The following is a 16,337-nucleotide window of genomic DNA, read 5'->3' as shown; positions in this document are numbered from 1 at the left end:
CGGCCGGACGAACTCCCACTCAGCATCGGACAGTTCATGGCGACGTATCACCCGACCATGATCCACCACTCAAGATCTTTTGAAGACACTGCCTAAGCCCGCCGCCGACGCCCGAGGCGATACCGACCCGCGCGGCCCCACCCGCCAAGAGCGCGTCGCAGCGGCCCGCGACGAGTACGGCCAGGAACCTTCCCGGCCCCGCACCCTCCGCGTGCGGGGCCGGTCCCGTACCCGCCCGACCGGCCCCCTGCTCCCGTACACCTCCGCGTCGGCCCCGTCGGCTTCTCCGCCGTCCCCAAGCCCACCACCTGACCGACCTCGCCAGGTCCCGCGTCTCCAGCCGCCGCTGGCCACCACCACAGCCGCCGCCCCCTAAGGCCCCCCACACCGTGCTTGCCCGGCTAACCCCTCGCTCTCGCACGGTCACGCCATCAGCCACGCCCCGCTCCCGAGCCGGAGGTCATCGATCCCGGCCGTCGGGACGAGACCGGCGGGACACTCGCTGTGCGGGCCCCGGAGCACTGAGCCCCCCACCAGCGCCGGGCCGCCCTGGACACAGGGCGGCCCCTTGCGCCGCTTGCCCCCGCCCCAGGCAGTGTCGGTGGGGCCGGAAGGCGCTCCCGCCCCCCTCACCGTGCGGTCGAGCCCCCGGCCGGCCGGGCCGCCCCACCCCGCAGGGGCGGCCCGGCACCCCCACGGCGTGCCCCGGTCACCGGCCCCCGCGCGCCGCGTCCCGCCACCGCCCGCAACTCCCAGAAGAGGCCGCATCGTGCCCGAGCGCACTATGACCCTGCCCGGCAGCACCGACCAGTTCGTACTCACCGACCGCCCCGCACTCACCCTCACCGACCGCTACCGGCCGCTGCCCGACGGCATGACCCTCCGCCACACCACCGTGGTCCGCGCCCGCCAGGTCCACGCCGGGGACGTGGTCGTCGCCTTCTTCACCGACGGCCCCGGCACCCGCTACGCCGAGCACGTCCCCCAGGCGTTCACCGCGCACCCGCGCCGCTTCGGCACCTGCCCGGCCCAGTGCGAGGAGTGCGAGGACGTCCACGCCCACGGCGCCACCGCAGACCGCTACCTGTGCCTGGACGGCGCCGACGACCGCGAGGACTGCGTCATCGTCTACCGCAACACCCCCGTCGCGATCATCCCCGCCACCGCCGCCGCATCCCTGCCGCCGGTGGACCGCGCCCCGCTGCTCCCCGACCTGTTCGCCCTCGACGACGACGGCGAGTCGGGCCCCTACGAGGCCCTGCCCGTTCCCCGCACCTTCGGCCCGTGGGACGCCATCAGCGTCACCCGCGCCACGGCCGAGCAGATCGCCGCCGACCTGCCCGCCAGCCACACCGGCCGCCACCTCACCTGCGAGTGGCTGCACGACGCGCTGCTCATCTCCTCCGACCCGCGCCTGCGCACCGAACCAGGCCGCCCGGGACACCTCATCCGCCCCGACGCCGACAGCCGGTACCGGATCGGCGGCCTGTGGCCGTGGCAGCACTGGAGCCCCGAAGAGGACTACCCCACCCACTGACCCCCCGCGCGCCTCGCGCGGCGCCGGGCCCCCTTCACCGACCAGGAGTCCCACGTGAAGATCCGTCTCAGCTCATCCGAGGCCACGTTCACCGTGTCCGGCACGATCAGCCGCCCCCAACTGCTCGACACGACCCGGGAGGGCACGCACCAGATGCGAGCCGAGGAATTCGAGGCAGAACTCTGCCCCCCTGCCCGGGCCGATGGCGCCCAGCGGTGGGAAGTGTGCACGCTCACCGTCCGGGGGCGCCGGGTCGACGACCGCCGCCGCACCCTCGATGTGTGGACGAGCCGCCGCTTCTACCACCCCGTCGAGTTCACCGACGGCGTGCCCGACTGGGTGCAGGCCGTGGCCGGGCAGCTCCTTTCCGACCAGCCGCCGCCCCGCCCCGCGCGTCGTGTCTTCTCCCTCCCCGGTCCGGCCAAGCCCGCCCCCTGAACACCGGCCGCCCCCGGCACGCCCCTATGCCGCCCCGGTGCGGCCGGCGGGGTTGCGGGCCTTGGCCGCCCGCTCGCAAACCTCCGCCTGCCGCACCGGCACGCCACCGGCCCGGGCCGGAACGCCACGACCACCACGTGAACAAGGGAGACGCATCGTGCCCGACACGCTCGACATCTTCTGGGCAGTGATCGCCGAACAGCTCAAGGAACTGCGCACCGCCAAGACCGCGGACGACGTCCTGCGCACCCTGGCCACCGACCAAGGCCCCAACCGCGGGTTCTTCGCGGGCTCCGGCGGAGACGAGACCGTCAGCGACGCCCTGCACACCGCGGGCTGGGAACTGGTCTGGGCGGAGTCCTCCATCTACTACACGATGCGCGCCCCCGACGGATCGATGATCACCTACATCGAGGGCGACATCCACCGCGGCGACCGCCACGGCAACAACCCCGACCAGACCGGCAACTGACCCTCCGCGCACCGCGCTTCCGCGCACCAGGCCCACCCCCGTCGAAGGGGTGGGCCTTCGAACTCCCCCCTGCCCGTCGCCTACCGCCGCGCTGTGTCTTGCTCGGCTAGCCAGGTGGCATCACACCGTGCTCCCCGCCAACCAGCTGCCCCACCGAGCGAAGCCGAGGGAGCCGAACATGACCAAGCCGCCTGAGAACTCGTGGACGGAACTGACCCGGGAGCGGCGTGCCGCCATCGACGCCCGTGACCTGACCCACTGGACCCTGCGGCAGCTGCGAGCCGAAATCAGCCGCCGCGAACCCCACGCCCAACAGGAGCCCGTCGCGTACTGGCTGCAACGACTCGCCGCACGAGCGGCCGAGATCCGTACCGAAAACGAACTGCGCAACCTGCCTCGGCACCCCGGACTGCGCGTCGTGCCGAACCGAGCCCGTTCGCCATGGACCTACGTGATCACACTGCGCGAGAACGGACAGCGCCTGATCGGCCTGGACTACCCAGAGCCCAACATGGCCCACGAGGCCGCGGACCGGCTGGTAGCCGTCTGCGACTGGACGGTCCCGCCCGCTGAACACACACCGGAGCACCGGGCCGCCGCTGCGGCCGAGGGACGCATATGGGGCTTGATCAATTTGCGGGGTTCGTCCCCGCGGCGGAGGCTACGCCCACGCGCTGTTCCCCTTGGGAGGTGATGCGACCCGACGCGCCTACGAAGCCACACCTGCTGCAACCAGCTCCCCTCGGTCTCTGCACAGCGCCGACTGGGCGAGGATCATGGAGCTACGAGTGGATGCACGGGATCGCCTATGCCGTCGACGTGGTGAGGGAAGCCGGACTCACAGTCCGCAGACTGCGGGAGGCGGCGACAGACTGCCTTGGCCGCGCTGTCCGCGCATGGAACGCACCCCCTCCCGGCGCCCGCCGGTACCGCGGTCGGTGCCTCGACGCGTTGACGAGTACGAACGAACGATCCACTTGGCGGCGGCCCAGGTCCGTACGGTGGGACACCCAGCGCCCACGCCTCACGGCGATAGCCGACGCATGGCACCGGTGGACTCATATCCACCCACGCCGGGCCGCGATCACCCCTGCTTGGAAGCGGTTGGCCGCGCCCAGTTCCTTGTGCAGCCTGCTGATGCGGCGCCGCATTGTCCGTACCGACCAGCCCAACTGGCGGGCTATCGCCTCGTCCTTGAGGCCGCTGACCAGCAGGGTGAGCATCTGGCGGTCTTCCTCGTCGAGCGGGTCCTCGGCCGGCGCCTCCAGAGGTGTGGCGGTGCGCCAGCACAGCTCCCAGTAGTCGATCAAGCCGTCCAGCAGCGCAGAGGGGCGGATAACGGCAGCGCGGACCTCGCTGGTGAAGTCGAGGGTGAGCGGCATCAGGGCCAGACGCCGGTCTGCGATCGCCAGTTTGATGCGCAGGCCGGACAGGACCCGGGCCTGCTCGCCGGCGGAGACCAGTTTCCGGATGTCGCCGAGCACACCGGGCCACTCCAGGGCCTCGGGGGCGTAAACGACCCGGTAGCGGACGCCCCGGGTGAGCGCGGTCGCCTCGACAGGGTTGGAGGTGGTGAGCGCGTACGGCGGACGGTCCAGGGCGGTGACGTCCTCGCGCGCCTCCTGCTGAAGCCGAACGAACCAACGGCACAACGCCTCGTCGCCGGTGATGACTTCGATCTGTTCGGAGTCGCACTGGCGGGCCGTCGAGAAGAGGCGCGAGAGCTTCTCCGCGGCCGCCCGGACACCGTCGAGATCGGCGGTGCGGGAGCGGACCAGGGACTCCAGGGCCGCACCCGGCTCAAGGGCCGCGTACCGGCGACGCGTTCCGGCGAGCCGTCCCACCAGGCCGTTCTCCCGCAGTCGGTCCAGTGCGCGGGCAACCCGCTCGGTGGAGCAGGACAGGTCGGCGGCCAACTCCGCAGGAGCGGCGGTGTGGCGTACCAGGATGGCTCGGTAGACGCTCTCGTCGAACGTATCGATTCCGACGGCGGTCAGCTGGGGCATGGGTGGAATCTTGGCCCGTGTGTGCCAGCGGCAGCAATGGGCCAGACAGAATCGTTGTTTAGACCACTGGATTCCCCTTACTTGTTCTGGCATGACCCCTCGTAGATCGTTCACCGCCGCGCTGCCGGTCGCCGTCCTCGGCGGCCTGCTGTGGGCGGGACCCCAGTCCGCCACCGCGGACTCCCATCCGGATCCGGAACAGCGCGTCATCGTCACGCTCGCCGGGGAAGCCGCCGCGTCCGGCCAGGGCGTGCTGCGCTCCGCCGACGCTCGGGCGATCGGCAGCGACCGGACCGCTCTCGCCGCGCGGCAGCGGTTGTTCCTCGCCCGGGCCAAGGGCGCCGGGCTGCACACCGGTTCACCGCGCACACTGAACCTGCTGCTCAACGCGGTCGCGGTGACGGTGAAGACCTCCGAGGTGGCCGCTCTCAAGCGGCTGCCCGGGGTAACCTCCGTGGTCCCCGACGCCAAGGTGCGCCTGCTCACCGACTCGAGCGTGCCGCTGGTCAACGCCCCACAGGTGTGGCGCCGCAAAGACCCGGCGGGCCGGAGGGCCGACGGCACGGGCGTCACCGTCGCCGTCCTGGACAGCGGGGTCGACTACACCCATCCCGACCTCGGCGGCGGTTTCGGGGAGGGCCGTAAGGTCGTCGGCGGCCACGACTTCGTCAACGACGACGCCGATCCGATGGACGACAACGGCCACGGCACGCACGTCGCCGGCATCATCGCGGGCAGGGCGGCCGAGAAGGGCGGTGTCACCGGTGTGGCGCCGGGCGCGAGCATCCTGGCGTACAAGGTCCTGGACGACATGGGCGAGGGTTACACCTCTGACGTCGTGGCTGGGATCGAGGCCGCGGCCGACCCGGCCAACCCGCACCGCGCCGATGTGATCAACATGAGCCTCGGCGGCTCCGGCGACGGCACCGACCCTCTCGGCGCCGCCGCGCGAGCCGCCACCGAGGCGGGCGTCGTCGTGGTCGCCGCGGCCGGCAACGAGGGACCGGGCAGGGGCACCATCGGCACTCCGGCTGCCGCTGACGGCGTGCTGGCGGTGGGCGCCTCCATCAGCGGGCTGCGCATCCCGAGCGCCACCTACCGGGACGGCAGGAAGATCCAGGCCTACCGCGGAATGCTCTCCGCCAACCCACCCGGCAAGCCCGTCACCGTCCCCCTCGTCGACGCCGGGCGCGGCACCGAGGAAGACTGGAAGCGGGCGGGCGACGTCCGGGGCAAGGCCGTCCGGGTCAACATGCTGGTGGCCCCGTCCTCCGGGGACCTGTTCATACCCGAGATCGAGATGGCCCGCGAGGCCGAGCGCCGCGGCGCGGTCGCGCTGCTCGGTGGTTCCTCCGGAGCCGGCGGCCCGGCGCTCACCGCGGCGGGTCCCGCGCAGGACGGCCCGCCGGCCGCCTTGGCCGACGGTTCGGTCCCGCTCGCGCCGCAGACCTCCGTGAAGGACTCGGGCGACTCGCTGCGCATGGACCGCCTGGTCATTCTGGGCATGGATGACACCCAGTACGCCGAGCTCGGCCGCCGGCTGGCGAAGGGCGGGGTGCAGGTCACGATCAGCGGGACGGATGTCACCGACCAGATCCCCTCGTTCTCCTCGCGCGGGCCCGGTGCCCGCTGGAACCTGAAGCCCGACGTGGTCGCTCCGGGTTACGACATCCGCTCCACCGTTCCCAAGTCGCTCTACGCTCCCGGCTACTACCGCATGTCGGGTACGTCGATGGCGGCGCCGCACGCCGCGGGCGCCGCCGCCCTGCTGCGCCAGCTCCACCCCGGCCAGAGCCCTGCGCAGGTCACCTCCGAACTGGTGGGTTCCGCCAAGTGGCTCAAGGCGTACGGTTCGACCACGGCCGGCTCCGGCCGCCTCGACGTCGCCGCGGCCGCCGACCGAGCGGACACCGGGATCACCACCTCCCCCAGCAGCCTCTCCTTCGGCCTCGCCGACCTCTCCCGGCCCACGGTCGGCGGCAGCACCAAGCTCACCGTGACGAACTCCGGCACCAGGGTCCGTACCGTCCGGCTGACGGCGGGCAGGCACGCCCGGGTCAGCCCGTCCACCTTGCACATCCCCGCGGGCGCCGACGCCACGGCGAGAGTGACCGTGCGGGCCGAACGCCCCGAAGGCGAGGCCGAGATCACCGGCGCGGTGACCGTCACCCCCAAGCACGGGGCCGCGCTGCGCGTCCCGTACCTACTGGTGGTGCGCAAGCTGTTCCTCCAGGCCGGCCCCGACCCGAGTGACGGCAACTCCGCCGCCCTCGTCTTCACCCCGGCGCCGCTGGCTGCGCCGCCCGTCCTGACCGTCACCCCGCCGCACGGCAGGCCCTACACCGTCCGCACCGCACTCCGCTCCGCCAACGTCTACCAGGCGCGCATCACCGGACGCGGCGAGGGCACCCACCTGGTCTCCGCCGAGGGCCGCAGCACCGACGGCAAGACGCTGACCAGCAACGGCGACGGCTTCGAAGTGACCCCCGCGAGCAGCCGCGGCTCCCGCTGGCAGCCCGCCGGCCCCAACTCGGAGAGCGGCGACATCACCATCGCGCCGAGCGCCCCCGGGACCGCCGTCCTCACCCAGTACTACAAGACCGGCCCCTGGTCCACCAAGGACAACGGCGCCACCTGGACCCAGCACACCAGGCTGCCGCTCGGCGACGTGGCGGGCAAGGCCTTCACGGTGGTCGACCCGCACAACGCCCGGCGCTGGTGGTACGCGGCCAACAGCCGATCAACCGTTCCCCGTACGGGCTCGATCCTGCGCACGGAGGATGGCGGTCGCACCTGGAAGACTCTCAACACCCCGGACGGTCGGCTGATCGACTTCCTTGCCGACGAGTCGGGCCGGACTTTGCTTGCCGTTACCGCCACCGACCTGCTCATCAGTCGGGACGGCGGCGATACCTGGGCAGTCCAGCCCCTCGGCATCCCATCCGCCGTGTACGACGTGGCGATCGGCGGCGACAGCGTCTATTTCTTGACCGGGTCCTCGGTGTGGAAGCGCGACGGCCTGTCCTCGGGCAACCTCGGCAGGGCCGCCAAGGTGTACGAGGCCGCCGACGGTCAGATCTCCGTCAGCGTCGTCGCGGACCGCCAGGTCGTCGCCGTGTACGAGTTCGGGTCCAGCGTCGTCGGCTCCTTCGACGGCGGCCGTACCTGGTCCACCCTGGACGACTACGGACTCGGCGCCACGGGCCTCACCCTCAGCGGCGGCGACATGTACATGGGCTACGGGAAGAACATCCGGGTCGGCCGCGACCACGGCCGCCACTGGCGTACCGTCGCTGCCCCAAACTCGGCCTCCACCACCTCGGACTTCGACCGCTGGGCGGACGGCTCGCTGACCGTCTCCTCGGACGCGGCCGGCGTCTACCGGGGCACCGCAGACGGCAGGGGCTACCGCCGCCTCGGCGTCCAGGGCGGCACCGTCAACGCGCTGGCCCTCAGCGGAGGTTATCTGCTCGCGGCGGGCAGGCAGGGCACGCACCGCTCACGGCTGCCGGTCTCCGGGGCGGAGTGGGGCACCACCGGCGGCGAGGGCATGATTGGCGTCGAGACCCGGCTGCTCCAGGCCTCCGCCAAGGATTCCCGCGTCGTCTGGCGGGTGCGTACCGGCGCCTGGGACGACTTCCACCTGGAGCGCAGCGGCGACGCGGGCGCCACCTGGCAGGAGAAGGGCGCCAGCAATGGCTCGGTGTACGCCTTGACGGTCCACCCCGCTGACCCCGACCGGGTGTACGTCTCGTACTCGAACCTGCTGGGCAGGGGGCTGTTCTCCACTGAGGACGGCGGCGCCACCTGGAAGAACCTGCTGCACGGCCGGACGTACTTCACGGCGGTCGCGGGCGACCCGAAGAATCCCGACCGGCTGTGGCTCGGCGCACCCGACGGGCTCTACCGCTCCGACAACGCGGGCGACGACATCACCAAGGTCGCCGAGGGACGCGTGGACACCATCGAGTTCACCGGCCGTAAGATTCTGACCGGCGGTGACTCCATCAGGGTGTCGACGGACGGCGGAAAAACCTTCCGCCGCGCCGACACCGGCCGACTGTCGCTACGGGTGGCCGACATCCAGGCGGTGGGCGAAACGCTCTACGCCGCCACCACTGGCTACTGGGATGTGGCCCTGCCGCGCGGCGGCCGGGGTGTGCTGCGCTCCACGGACGGCGGCCGCAGCTGGCACAACATTTCCACCGGTCTGCAAAACCTCAGCGCCACCAGCCTGGCCACCGCCGGCGGTTGGCTGTACGTGGGCACCGTGGAGGGAGGTGTGCACCGGCTGAAGCTCTGACGCACAGCGGCCGAGGGGGGCGCACCGAGCCCGGTACGCCCCCGCCCCGCCCGCGTCGGCCGTCAGCCCGGCGTCCCGTCCGCTTCTGGATCGTCGGGGTGCGGGCCGCCGGGGTTCGTTGCCCCCCGGTGGCGTGCCTAACCCGAAACGCGCGGTGCACCGCACGCTCGGCAACGTCGTTGAGGCCGAGCCGGTACAGCGCGTAGGAGTGCCACGCCTCCTGGTTCATCACGTAGTGCGCCTCGAAGTCCAGCGGCAGGGGGAGGGGCTCCTGCGTGGCGGAACCGTAGCCGTCCTCGGCACGGAAGACGTCTTCGTGCATGGATCCTCTTCGTTGAGGTGTCGGGTGCCCGGCGTGCGCCGGTGACGATCACTCAACCGGCCCAGCGCCCCGAACACGCATGCACGCGACCCCCGATATGACCGTCCGAAATTCAACGGTCGCATACAGTAATCGCAGCGTGAAGGTGAATGTCCCGCCTGAACTGCGGGAACAACCTCGCGGGAGCGCCAGAGCTCCCCCTCCAAGACCCCATGACATGACCGGAGTCACACGCCAGTGTCTCGGTGGCGAGGCTAAATCGGCTCGCACCAGAAGCAATCGGTGTCTCGCCCACGAGGAGAACGACCGGCCGAACGGTACGGCCCGCGTGTACAACTCGGCCCCGTCACCCGCCGATGCCGTGCCCTCCCCAGCCGACGCGTCGTTGTCCCGACTGGTGCCGCCCCTTGCTCGCGCTGTGACGGTGCCCGGCCGAGCGCTGCGTCAGCCCACGACTGACGCGGACAGGTAGGCCCCAGACGCGCCGCGTCACTCACAGCGCCCCGCCCGTGTGGCCACGCCACCCAGCAGGCGCCGGATCGTGGGACCGGCCATAAAAGGACGGCACGCCCATGACCTCCCCCCACCCGCGCAGGCGGCCACAGCGGCGCAGCGAGATCCCCCACGGCCCGCAGCAGGACACCGGCCTGCAGCAGATCCGCGACACCCTGCCGCCCGCGCCCGCCCCCTGCACCGTCGAGCCCGCCCCCCGCCCGGTAGGCGAGGAGGTGCCACCGGAACTCCTGGCGCTGGTGACCCACCACTGCCGCCGCATCAACGCCTACCTCGCCCGCGCCCAGCACCTGCAGACCCTGCACGGCGACAGCATGAAGCAGTGGCAGCGCCTGGTCCTGTACGCCCTGACCGACGCCCTCGCCCACAACCACCTCCTGGTCGGCACCCTCGCCGCCTACCTCCAACGCCAGCACCTCGACGCCGACCTGCTGCGCCGCTACCTGCAATCCCCCGACCCCGACCGCTACATCACCGTTGAGGCCGTCCAGCACCTTGACGGCCTCGCCGGCGCCGTGCCCGAAGAAGCGGCCGAGCCGGTCTGGACCACCATCGGTCGGCACATCGCCCGCGACGGCCGCTGACAGCCGGGTCCGGGCAGCACGCCCAAGCTTGTTCCGAGCGAGGGATTCTCCCGACGGCTCCTGGTCGCAAGCCCAAAACAGCTTCAGGATCTTGGCAGGCGCGTTGGCCCGCGCCCGCCGACACAGAAGCCGGCACCCTCTTCGGTGCCGGCTTCCGCGTTCCCGCTACGCCTCCGATCGCGAAGGAGGCGACCAACAGGGCATCCCGGTCTGACGGCCCGGGGTCCGCGGCGCACTGGCCGCCGGGTCCTGCGGGCGAGCGACGCCCGGCGGCGGCCAGCGGCGGCCCGTCCATGTGCCGGGCGTGCGGTCACCTGTACACGCCGCCCGGCCGGGGTCCGTCCGGGGCGAGGAGCTGGGTGACCGTGACGAAGGTGTAGCCGCGGGCCTTCAGGGTGGAGATGATCGCGGGAACCGCGGCGACCGTGCCGTTGTAGCCGTGGTTGGTGGGGTCCACCCGGTCGTGCAGCAGGATGATCCCGCCGGGACCGGTCCGGGCCAGGATCCGGCTGGTGATCAGCGCCGAGTCGGTGGTCTCGTAGTCGGAGGCGGTCGCGCTCCACAGAACCTGCGCCATGCCGAGCTCTCGGCAGATCCTGGCGATGGTCGTATTCGTGCGGCCCTGCGGTGGGCGCAGCAACGTCGGGCGCCGGCCGATGACCCGGGCCACAGCATCCCGGCCGCGGCTGATCTCCTCGCGTGCCGCCTCCGGGCCGACCGCGGTGAGGATCGTGTGGGACCAGGTCAGGGTCTCCACCTCGTCGCCTTCCGCGGCCATCCTCCTGACCGTCCCCGGATCCTTCAGGACGTGGTTCCGGCCCAGGGTGAAGAACGTGGCGTGCACGCCGTAGCGGCGCAGGATGTCCAGGATCTGCGGGGTGCGCCGGCTTGGCGAGTCGTCGAAGGTGAGCGCCACGCACCTGGTCCTTCGGCAGTCGACGGGGCCGCCCGGGTGCCGACCCGGCCGGCCCGACCCGGAGGCACCGACCGCCGATGACACGTGCCGGGGAGCCACGGCTTCCGCGGTGGCGTCCTTGCCGCCCCCACCCGGTGCGCCCAGCACCAGTGCCGCCGCAGCCACCACCGCGGCTGTCCCACGCGTCACGCGGGCCTGCGCGGTCACGTGCCGCACGCCGCCATCTCCGCCTGCCGACGAGATCCTTCGGTCCTCGTGGACCGGAACGCGCCTCGAGGGAATGGATGAGGCATATGTCGAATTTACCCCATGGGGCGATCACGGACATCTGGAGGCGGCCCCTGTCCGAGGCGGGGGAGCCCTGCCGAGGAGAGCCGCGCATGGGGATGTTCAGCGGCGGGGCAGCACGACGTGGGACAGGGCGGTGATGGTGAGGAGGCCGATGCGCATGCCGGGGGAGTCTCCGCCGGGTACGGTGAGCAGACCGCCGAAGAGGGCCACGGCAAGCGCACCGCCAGTCTGGCGCAACGAGTTGAGGAGCCCCGACGCGGTCCCCGCGAGCTCCTCCGGGACGGCGTCCAGCAACAGCGCGGTGAGCGCGGGCACCACGAGTGCCCCGCCCATGCTCAGCGGCAGCAACAGGACCAGAACCAGCCACACCGGGGTGTGCGCACTGCGAGCGGGAGGGCATCAAGGGTGCGGACATGGTCGCCACCCGGCAGGCCCTCAAACGCGCGAATGGTGCCGTTCCGGAAGGCGCGCCCCTTGAGCAGGACGACGTCCGTCCAGTCGCCTGAATCGGTTGCAGGGTCCGCACGAGCGCTCCCTTGCCAGAGGGAAGGTAATGGCTGTCCGCTCCGTCCGCCTCTGGTGACCGCCCCAACCGCTCCTTGGGGCCTGGCCGCCGTAGAGGTTGTTTCTGACCGTCTCGAGGAACCGGGTGACGCGGCTATTGCCGCTCGGCGCGGTCCCCGCCGAGACCATGGCCCACGTGGACCAGGCGCTGCGCGCCGTCCTCGACCTGTAACCACAGGCCGGTGGGTGGCAGTCCGGCTCGCCGATCCGCCCCCACACTGGGTCACCCAACAGGACATCGACAGGGCCGTCTTCGCTGCCCTCTGTGGCCTTGATGACGCCCAGCACGCCCTGGCCGGGAGAGGAGTCTCTGCGGTCGGCTACGCGCGTCCTTGGCAACCTGGCAGTCCCTGGCCCGAAGGGACCGGCCTGGCCCTCAGCCCGCCAGCGGCGGATCCACTTGCGGGCGGTGGTCCTGGATATGGCACCAGGATCCGGCACACCCGCCGCAGACCCTACGCGGATCTGGTGTTCGGGCGGCCGTGGAGGCTGAACAACTGCCCGTTCCAGGTGATCTCGCCGGTGAGCAGGTTCTCCTCGAAGCCGCCGATCCGGCCGAGCCGCTGGGCGTGCTGGAGCAGGCTGGCCAAGCGGGTCGCCTCGTCCTCGATGCGCCAGATCAGCAGCACGCCCGCGCCGTGGCGGCTGATGCTGATGTCGGCGACCGCGGACAGCGGCACCTCGGGGTGCTGCTCAGCGCGGTGGTCGCCTCCGCCAGCAGGTCAGCGCCCGCTACACCACGTCGTCCACGTCGAAGCCGTCGTCCATCTATCCCCTCCTGCCCAGCCCCACTGCACCTACCGCCTCTCGCGCCCGGCCGTGTAGCACCGCCAGGCGGAAGGTGAGCCTTGCACGCGGCCGGCGCGCCATCGTCACCCACCACCTGATCTTCCACGCAAACCGCGCAGGTCTCCACTCGGACACGACCAAAGCGCCCTGTTCAACATCACACGAGAGGCAGTCATGGGATCGAGTGACAACACCGCGTCGTCCGCCGAGGGGACGCCCGAAACCACTAGCGTCAGGGCGGTGAACACCGACACGCTCGCCATCTCCGAGACGGGTGTCACCGTGCGCGTGGACGCCGAGGACAACTAGCACCGACCAGGCCCCGCCGCACCGTGCGAGAGATGGTCAGGGTCAGGGGAGGAGTCGCAAGCGCTGTCGCCATGGCCTGCGGCCGGTGTCGGTGACTGGCGCGTCGGGGGAGGGGGCGGATTCCGTGAAGTAGGCGCTGTCTTTTGGGCGGTTTCGGGCCGTGGTCGGGCGGGGGCGCGGGGCCGGTTCCAGGTGGGGGATGTACTTGGAGCAGTGGACGTAGGCTTCGTCGACGGTGAGGTGGACCCACAGGTGGGGCTGGCGGCCGGGCGCGGTGTCGGTCGGCAGATGCGGGTACCACGCGCGGACCTCGTGGTCGGTGTGCAGCCGGACGGTGCCGTTGACGTGCAGCCCTATGTGGTCGTGGGTGAAGTCCATGAACAGCATGCCGAGGTGGGGGTTCTCGGTCATGTTGCCCGCACTGGCGAGGACACCGTTGCCCCGGTATTCGGGGTAGGTCAGGGTGCGGTCGTCGGGGGAGACGCAGAATCCCGGCGGACCGGAGCGGAAACTGGTGTCGCAGGCTCCCCGGGAATCCGCGGTCGACAGGAACACCATGCTCTGCCGGGCTATGAACTCCCGCATGGCGGGCGTCAGATATGGGTGCACCTGGCGGTCGTAGAAGTCGGCCGCTCGCTCGGTGGTGCCGAGCTGCTGCTGCAGCAGTCGTTCACCGAAGGAGCCGGTCGTCTCGGGTCCGTTCACAGCTGGTCGGTCTCCTCTTCGGGCTGGGGAGGTCCCAGAGGGGCGGTCAGGACGGGGGTGTCCCAGGGGTCGTAGCGGATGTGATGGGGCGGGATACCGTGTCGCCGCAGGGCCGCCACGGCTCCACCGAGCATCTGCGGGGGGCCGCACAGGTACGCCTCGTGCCGGTACCAGGGGCCGAATTCCGCGATTACTTCGGGCAGCGTGCCCTCCAGACCCACGATGCGCTGATGGGAGACCGCGGCCCGGACGCGCAGCCAGTGGTACCGCTGGGACATGCGCAGCATGTCGTCGAGTCCGTACAGTTCGTCCGCCGTTCTGGCGCCGATGAACAGGCTGACCTCCTGTGAGATGCCGATGCCGTCCCGGGCCGCCTGTTCGATCAGGGCGCGTATCGGTGCCAAGCCGGTACCGCCGGCGACGAAGAGCAGGTCCCGTCCCTTGGTGGAGCGCAGGACCATGTCGCCTTCCGGCGGTCCGAGCCGGACGGGGTCTCCCAGACGGGCATGGTGGACCAGCGCGTTGCTGACTTTGCCTCCGGGTACGGCACGCACGTGGAAGGTCAGCCGGGAGTCGGGCCGTGGGGCGTGCGCGGGCGAGTAATGCCGCCACTGCCTCGGCACCCAGGGCGTCTCGACGCTCACGTACTGGCCCGCCACGAAGGGGTACGGCTGCTGCGGCTGGACGGTGATCTCGGCGATTCCGTGTCCGCGGTGCACGCGATCGACGATGCGTGCGTCCCACACGGCCGGCCGGTGACGCGCATCCTCCTCGGCGGCGCGGACCATCACCTCCGCGGCAGCGGTGTAGGCGCGCTGCCAAGCCCCCGCCAGCTCCGGGCTCCAGGCCGGGCCCGCGTAGTGGGAGAGGGCTTGCAGCAGGCATTCGCCGACGGCCGGGTAATGAGCGCTCTGCGTGCCGAACTTGCGGTGGCCACGCCCCAGACGGGAGCAGAACTCGATGAGGTTACCGGGGTCGTCGACCAGTTCGACGATGCGCAGCAGAGCGCGGACCAGGCGTTCCCGCTGGACGTCGAGTTCGGCCGGGAACAGGTCCTTGACTTGTGGGTATCGTGTGAAGAGTATGTGGTAGAAGTACGCGGCCAGGTCGGCGACATGAGGTGCGACAACCGCCAGGCTGGCCCGCACCAGCGCGACGTCCTCAGCACTGACAGGGGGCTGGGCGGAGGCCGGGCCGGATGGGGCCATCTCGCTCCATCCATCCGCGGGCGCCGAAGGCGTGTCTGGGTCCCAGATACGTCGCATGGACCGGAACCTGCCCGTCACCGTTGCATCCAGGCGTGCCTGGACGAGTCGCGGAACTCCCTCCGCGCTGTCCCCGGCGTCGGGCGACGCCGAGCAGACCCGGTGATATCAGTGCGCTGGCGAGCACCGTACATGGAACACGCATACCTTTCTCTCACCACGTCGGCGCGCTCGGCAGGAGCAGGGCGAACGTCGTCGTCGGACGATGCTCCGAAGCTGCCGAGAGCCCCGCACGTGAGCGCACGGGTACCGTGCCGACAGCCCGGCTGCCTGGTACGGGCGACCGCCAGGCGCCCCGTCACCCTAGCGTTCGAAGCGGACGACATGCTTTCGGGGATACCGCGGAAAGGGTTACCGACCACCGGGGTGGGCGGGGGAGGGCCGGGCGGCGTGGATGGCGGCCCAGGAATGCCCGAAACGCAGGAGTTCGGTGGCGGTGACCGGAGGATCCGTACGGCGTCGACACGGACGGCAGCCTGCGCATCGTCGGGGTGACGACCGTACCGGGCGGTTGCGTCGTCACCCAGCCCTGGGGGTACGGGCCGCAGATGCCGGGCGTACAGGCCCTGCTCTCCGCCGGCACCGTCTGCTACGGCATGTACGCCAACCCCAAGAGCGGCAATCAGGGCAGCCTCGTGCGCGACGGTGTCATCGAGGGCTGGGACCTGCACCCCGGCGGGGGCCCGTGCACCGGTACGCCTCCCGAGGAGGTCCTCACCGCGTACATCTACGGCTCCCACGCGATCGCCGAGTGCTGCGCCCACGCGGGCCTCTTCCCCACCGACCCGCGGCCCTTCACCGGGCCCCCCGACCTGTGGGTGGAACTCCCCGAGCGCGACTACTGGCAGCACTGACCGGTACCACTTCCGAGGGCGCCTCCGCGCCGGGCCGGCAGGTGCGCGCAAGCCGCTGCCTGCCCGCCGTCCCCGGAGGCGGCGGGCCGTGCACGGGGGGGCGGGGCGGGCGGTGAACGAACCGGAGTCCTTCCGCGTCGTTGCGGTAACCGAACCGGGAGGAGCCCCATGAGTGCTGTACGTTTCCCCGCCCGCCTGCTGTCCGCCGCCGCGCTGACGGGCGCCGCGCTGTGCCTCGTGACCGCGTGCGGCGGCACCGCCGAGTCCGTACGGAGCCACGCGGCCGGTGGGCCCCGGCCCACCGCCGCAGGCGGGACGACCGCGTGGCGGGAACCCGCCGCCTATGGCTACACGTTGACGTCGACGACGGAGGCGCTGGCCGGGCGGTTCCGGGTCCAGGTGCACGACGGCAAGGTGACCGAGGTGGCAGGGCTGGAGGAGGACAGCCGGCGCCAGGTCCGCGAACACG

11 protein-coding genes and 4 pseudogenes are annotated in these 16,337 nt (G+C 71.5%); 9 read left to right on the top strand and 6 right to left on the bottom strand.

The genetic code is table 11. The features are described from left to right. Positions 1 to 769 precede the first annotated feature (769 nt). The 4 genes from AB0F03_RS36965 (at position 770) to AB0F03_RS36950 (ending at position 3,141) form a co-directional block, all read left to right on the top strand. Positions 770 to 1,537 (top strand): hypothetical protein, encoded by a 768-nt coding sequence (locus tag AB0F03_RS36965; RefSeq protein WP_362000658.1) that lies wholly within the window; start codon positions 770 to 772, stop codon positions 1,535 to 1,537. A 54-nt stretch (positions 1,538 to 1,591) separates the two neighbouring features. Beyond that, entirely contained in the window at positions 1,592 to 1,975 is a 384-nt protein-coding gene (locus AB0F03_RS36960) for a hypothetical protein (RefSeq protein WP_362000656.1), read from the top strand. Between the two features lie 157 nt (positions 1,976 to 2,132). After that, positions 2,133 to 2,447 (top strand): hypothetical protein, encoded by a 315-nt coding sequence (locus AB0F03_RS36955; protein ID WP_362000653.1) that lies wholly within the window; start codon positions 2,133 to 2,135, stop codon positions 2,445 to 2,447. Between the two features lie 178 nt (positions 2,448 to 2,625). Further along, entirely contained in the window at positions 2,626 to 3,141 is a 516-nt protein-coding gene (locus tag AB0F03_RS36950; protein WP_362000650.1) for a hypothetical protein, read from the top strand. A gap of 364 nt (positions 3,142 to 3,505) precedes the next feature. Here the strand turns inward: AB0F03_RS36950 and AB0F03_RS36945 are convergent, their stop codons facing one another. Then, positions 3,506 to 4,453, bottom strand: coding sequence for a helix-turn-helix domain-containing protein (locus tag AB0F03_RS36945; RefSeq protein WP_362000647.1), 948 nt, complete (start codon positions 4,451 to 4,453; stop codon positions 3,506 to 3,508). 91 nt (positions 4,454 to 4,544) lie between these two features. On the opposite strand from AB0F03_RS36945, the gene AB0F03_RS36940 reads away from it, so the two are divergent. Continuing rightward, the gene (locus AB0F03_RS36940; RefSeq protein ID WP_362000644.1) at positions 4,545 to 8,756 is read left to right on the top strand and encodes a S8 family serine peptidase; all 4,212 of its coding nucleotides are present in this window, start codon (positions 4,545 to 4,547) and stop codon (positions 8,754 to 8,756) included. An 894-nt stretch (positions 8,757 to 9,650) separates the two neighbouring features. Continuing rightward, positions 9,651 to 10,175, top strand: a complete 525-nt coding sequence (locus tag AB0F03_RS36935) for a hypothetical protein (RefSeq protein ID WP_362000641.1) — start codon at positions 9,651 to 9,653, stop codon at positions 10,173 to 10,175. Between the two features lie 310 nt (positions 10,176 to 10,485). Here AB0F03_RS36935 and AB0F03_RS36930 read toward each other — a convergent pair whose 3' ends face one another. The 3 genes and pseudogenes from AB0F03_RS36930 to AB0F03_RS36920 form a co-directional block, all read right to left on the bottom strand. Next, positions 10,486 to 11,175 (bottom strand): polysaccharide deacetylase family protein, encoded by a 690-nt coding sequence (locus AB0F03_RS36930; RefSeq protein ID WP_362000661.1) that lies wholly within the window; start codon positions 11,173 to 11,175, stop codon positions 10,486 to 10,488. A gap of 306 nt (positions 11,176 to 11,481) precedes the next feature. Beyond that, positions 11,482 to 11,763, bottom strand: a pseudogene (locus AB0F03_RS36925) (MFS transporter); the annotation flags it as partial. Positions 11,764 to 12,416: 653 nt separating this feature from the next. Further along, positions 12,417 to 12,629, bottom strand: a pseudogene (locus tag AB0F03_RS36920) (antitermination regulator); the annotation flags it as partial. A 155-nt stretch (positions 12,630 to 12,784) separates the two neighbouring features. Here AB0F03_RS36920 and AB0F03_RS36915 point away from each other — a divergent pair. Continuing rightward, positions 12,785 to 12,993, top strand: a pseudogene (locus AB0F03_RS36915) (hypothetical protein); the annotation flags it as partial. Positions 12,994 to 13,086: 93 nt separating this feature from the next. On the opposite strand, the gene AB0F03_RS36910 reads toward AB0F03_RS36915, so the two are convergent. Both AB0F03_RS36910 and AB0F03_RS36905 read right to left on the bottom strand, forming a co-directional pair. Continuing rightward, entirely contained in the window at positions 13,087 to 13,749 is a 663-nt protein-coding gene (locus AB0F03_RS36910; protein WP_362000639.1) for a pyridoxamine 5'-phosphate oxidase family protein, read from the bottom strand. Further along, the gene (locus tag AB0F03_RS36905; RefSeq protein WP_362000636.1) at positions 13,746 to 14,957 is read right to left on the bottom strand and encodes a globin domain-containing protein; all 1,212 of its coding nucleotides are present in this window, start codon (positions 14,955 to 14,957) and stop codon (positions 13,746 to 13,748) included. Before AB0F03_RS36905 ends, AB0F03_RS36910 begins: the two co-directional genes overlap by 4 nt. 548 nt (positions 14,958 to 15,505) lie before the next feature. On the opposite strand from AB0F03_RS36905, the gene AB0F03_RS36900 reads away from it, so the two are divergent. Together AB0F03_RS36900 and AB0F03_RS36895 are read left to right on the top strand one after the other, a co-directional pair. Continuing rightward, positions 15,506 to 15,868, top strand: a complete 363-nt coding sequence (locus AB0F03_RS36900; RefSeq protein WP_362000633.1) for a hypothetical protein — start codon at positions 15,506 to 15,508, stop codon at positions 15,866 to 15,868. A gap of 168 nt (positions 15,869 to 16,036) precedes the next feature. Continuing rightward, positions 16,037 to 16,337, top strand: a pseudogene (locus AB0F03_RS36895) (hypothetical protein); the annotation flags it as partial.

Source organism: Streptomyces sp. NPDC028722 (assembly GCF_040637655.1).
Lineage (GTDB): Bacteria > Actinomycetota > Actinomycetes > Streptomycetales > Streptomycetaceae > Streptomyces.
The sequence above is the reverse complement of the archived record's forward strand: the minus strand, read 5'-3'. Positions and strand labels throughout refer to the sequence as shown.

Excerpts from the sequence above, each read along its gene's own strand:
- AB0F03_RS36935 (WP_362000641.1), top strand. The coding sequence starts at position 9,651 with ATGACCTCCCCCCACCCGCGCAGGCGGCCACAGCGGCGCAGCGAGATC.
- AB0F03_RS36940 (WP_362000644.1), top strand. The coding sequence starts at position 4,545 with ATGACCCCTCGTAGATCGTTCACCGCCGCGCTGCCGGTCGCCGTCCTC.
- AB0F03_RS36945 (WP_362000647.1), bottom strand. The coding sequence starts at position 4,453 with ATGCCCCAGCTGACCGCCGTCGGAATCGATACGTTCGACGAGAGCGTC.
- AB0F03_RS36950 (WP_362000650.1), top strand. The coding sequence starts at position 2,626 with ATGACCAAGCCGCCTGAGAACTCGTGGACGGAACTGACCCGGGAGCGG.
- AB0F03_RS36905 (WP_362000636.1), bottom strand. The coding sequence starts at position 14,957 with ATGGCCCCATCCGGCCCGGCCTCCGCCCAGCCCCCTGTCAGTGCTGAG.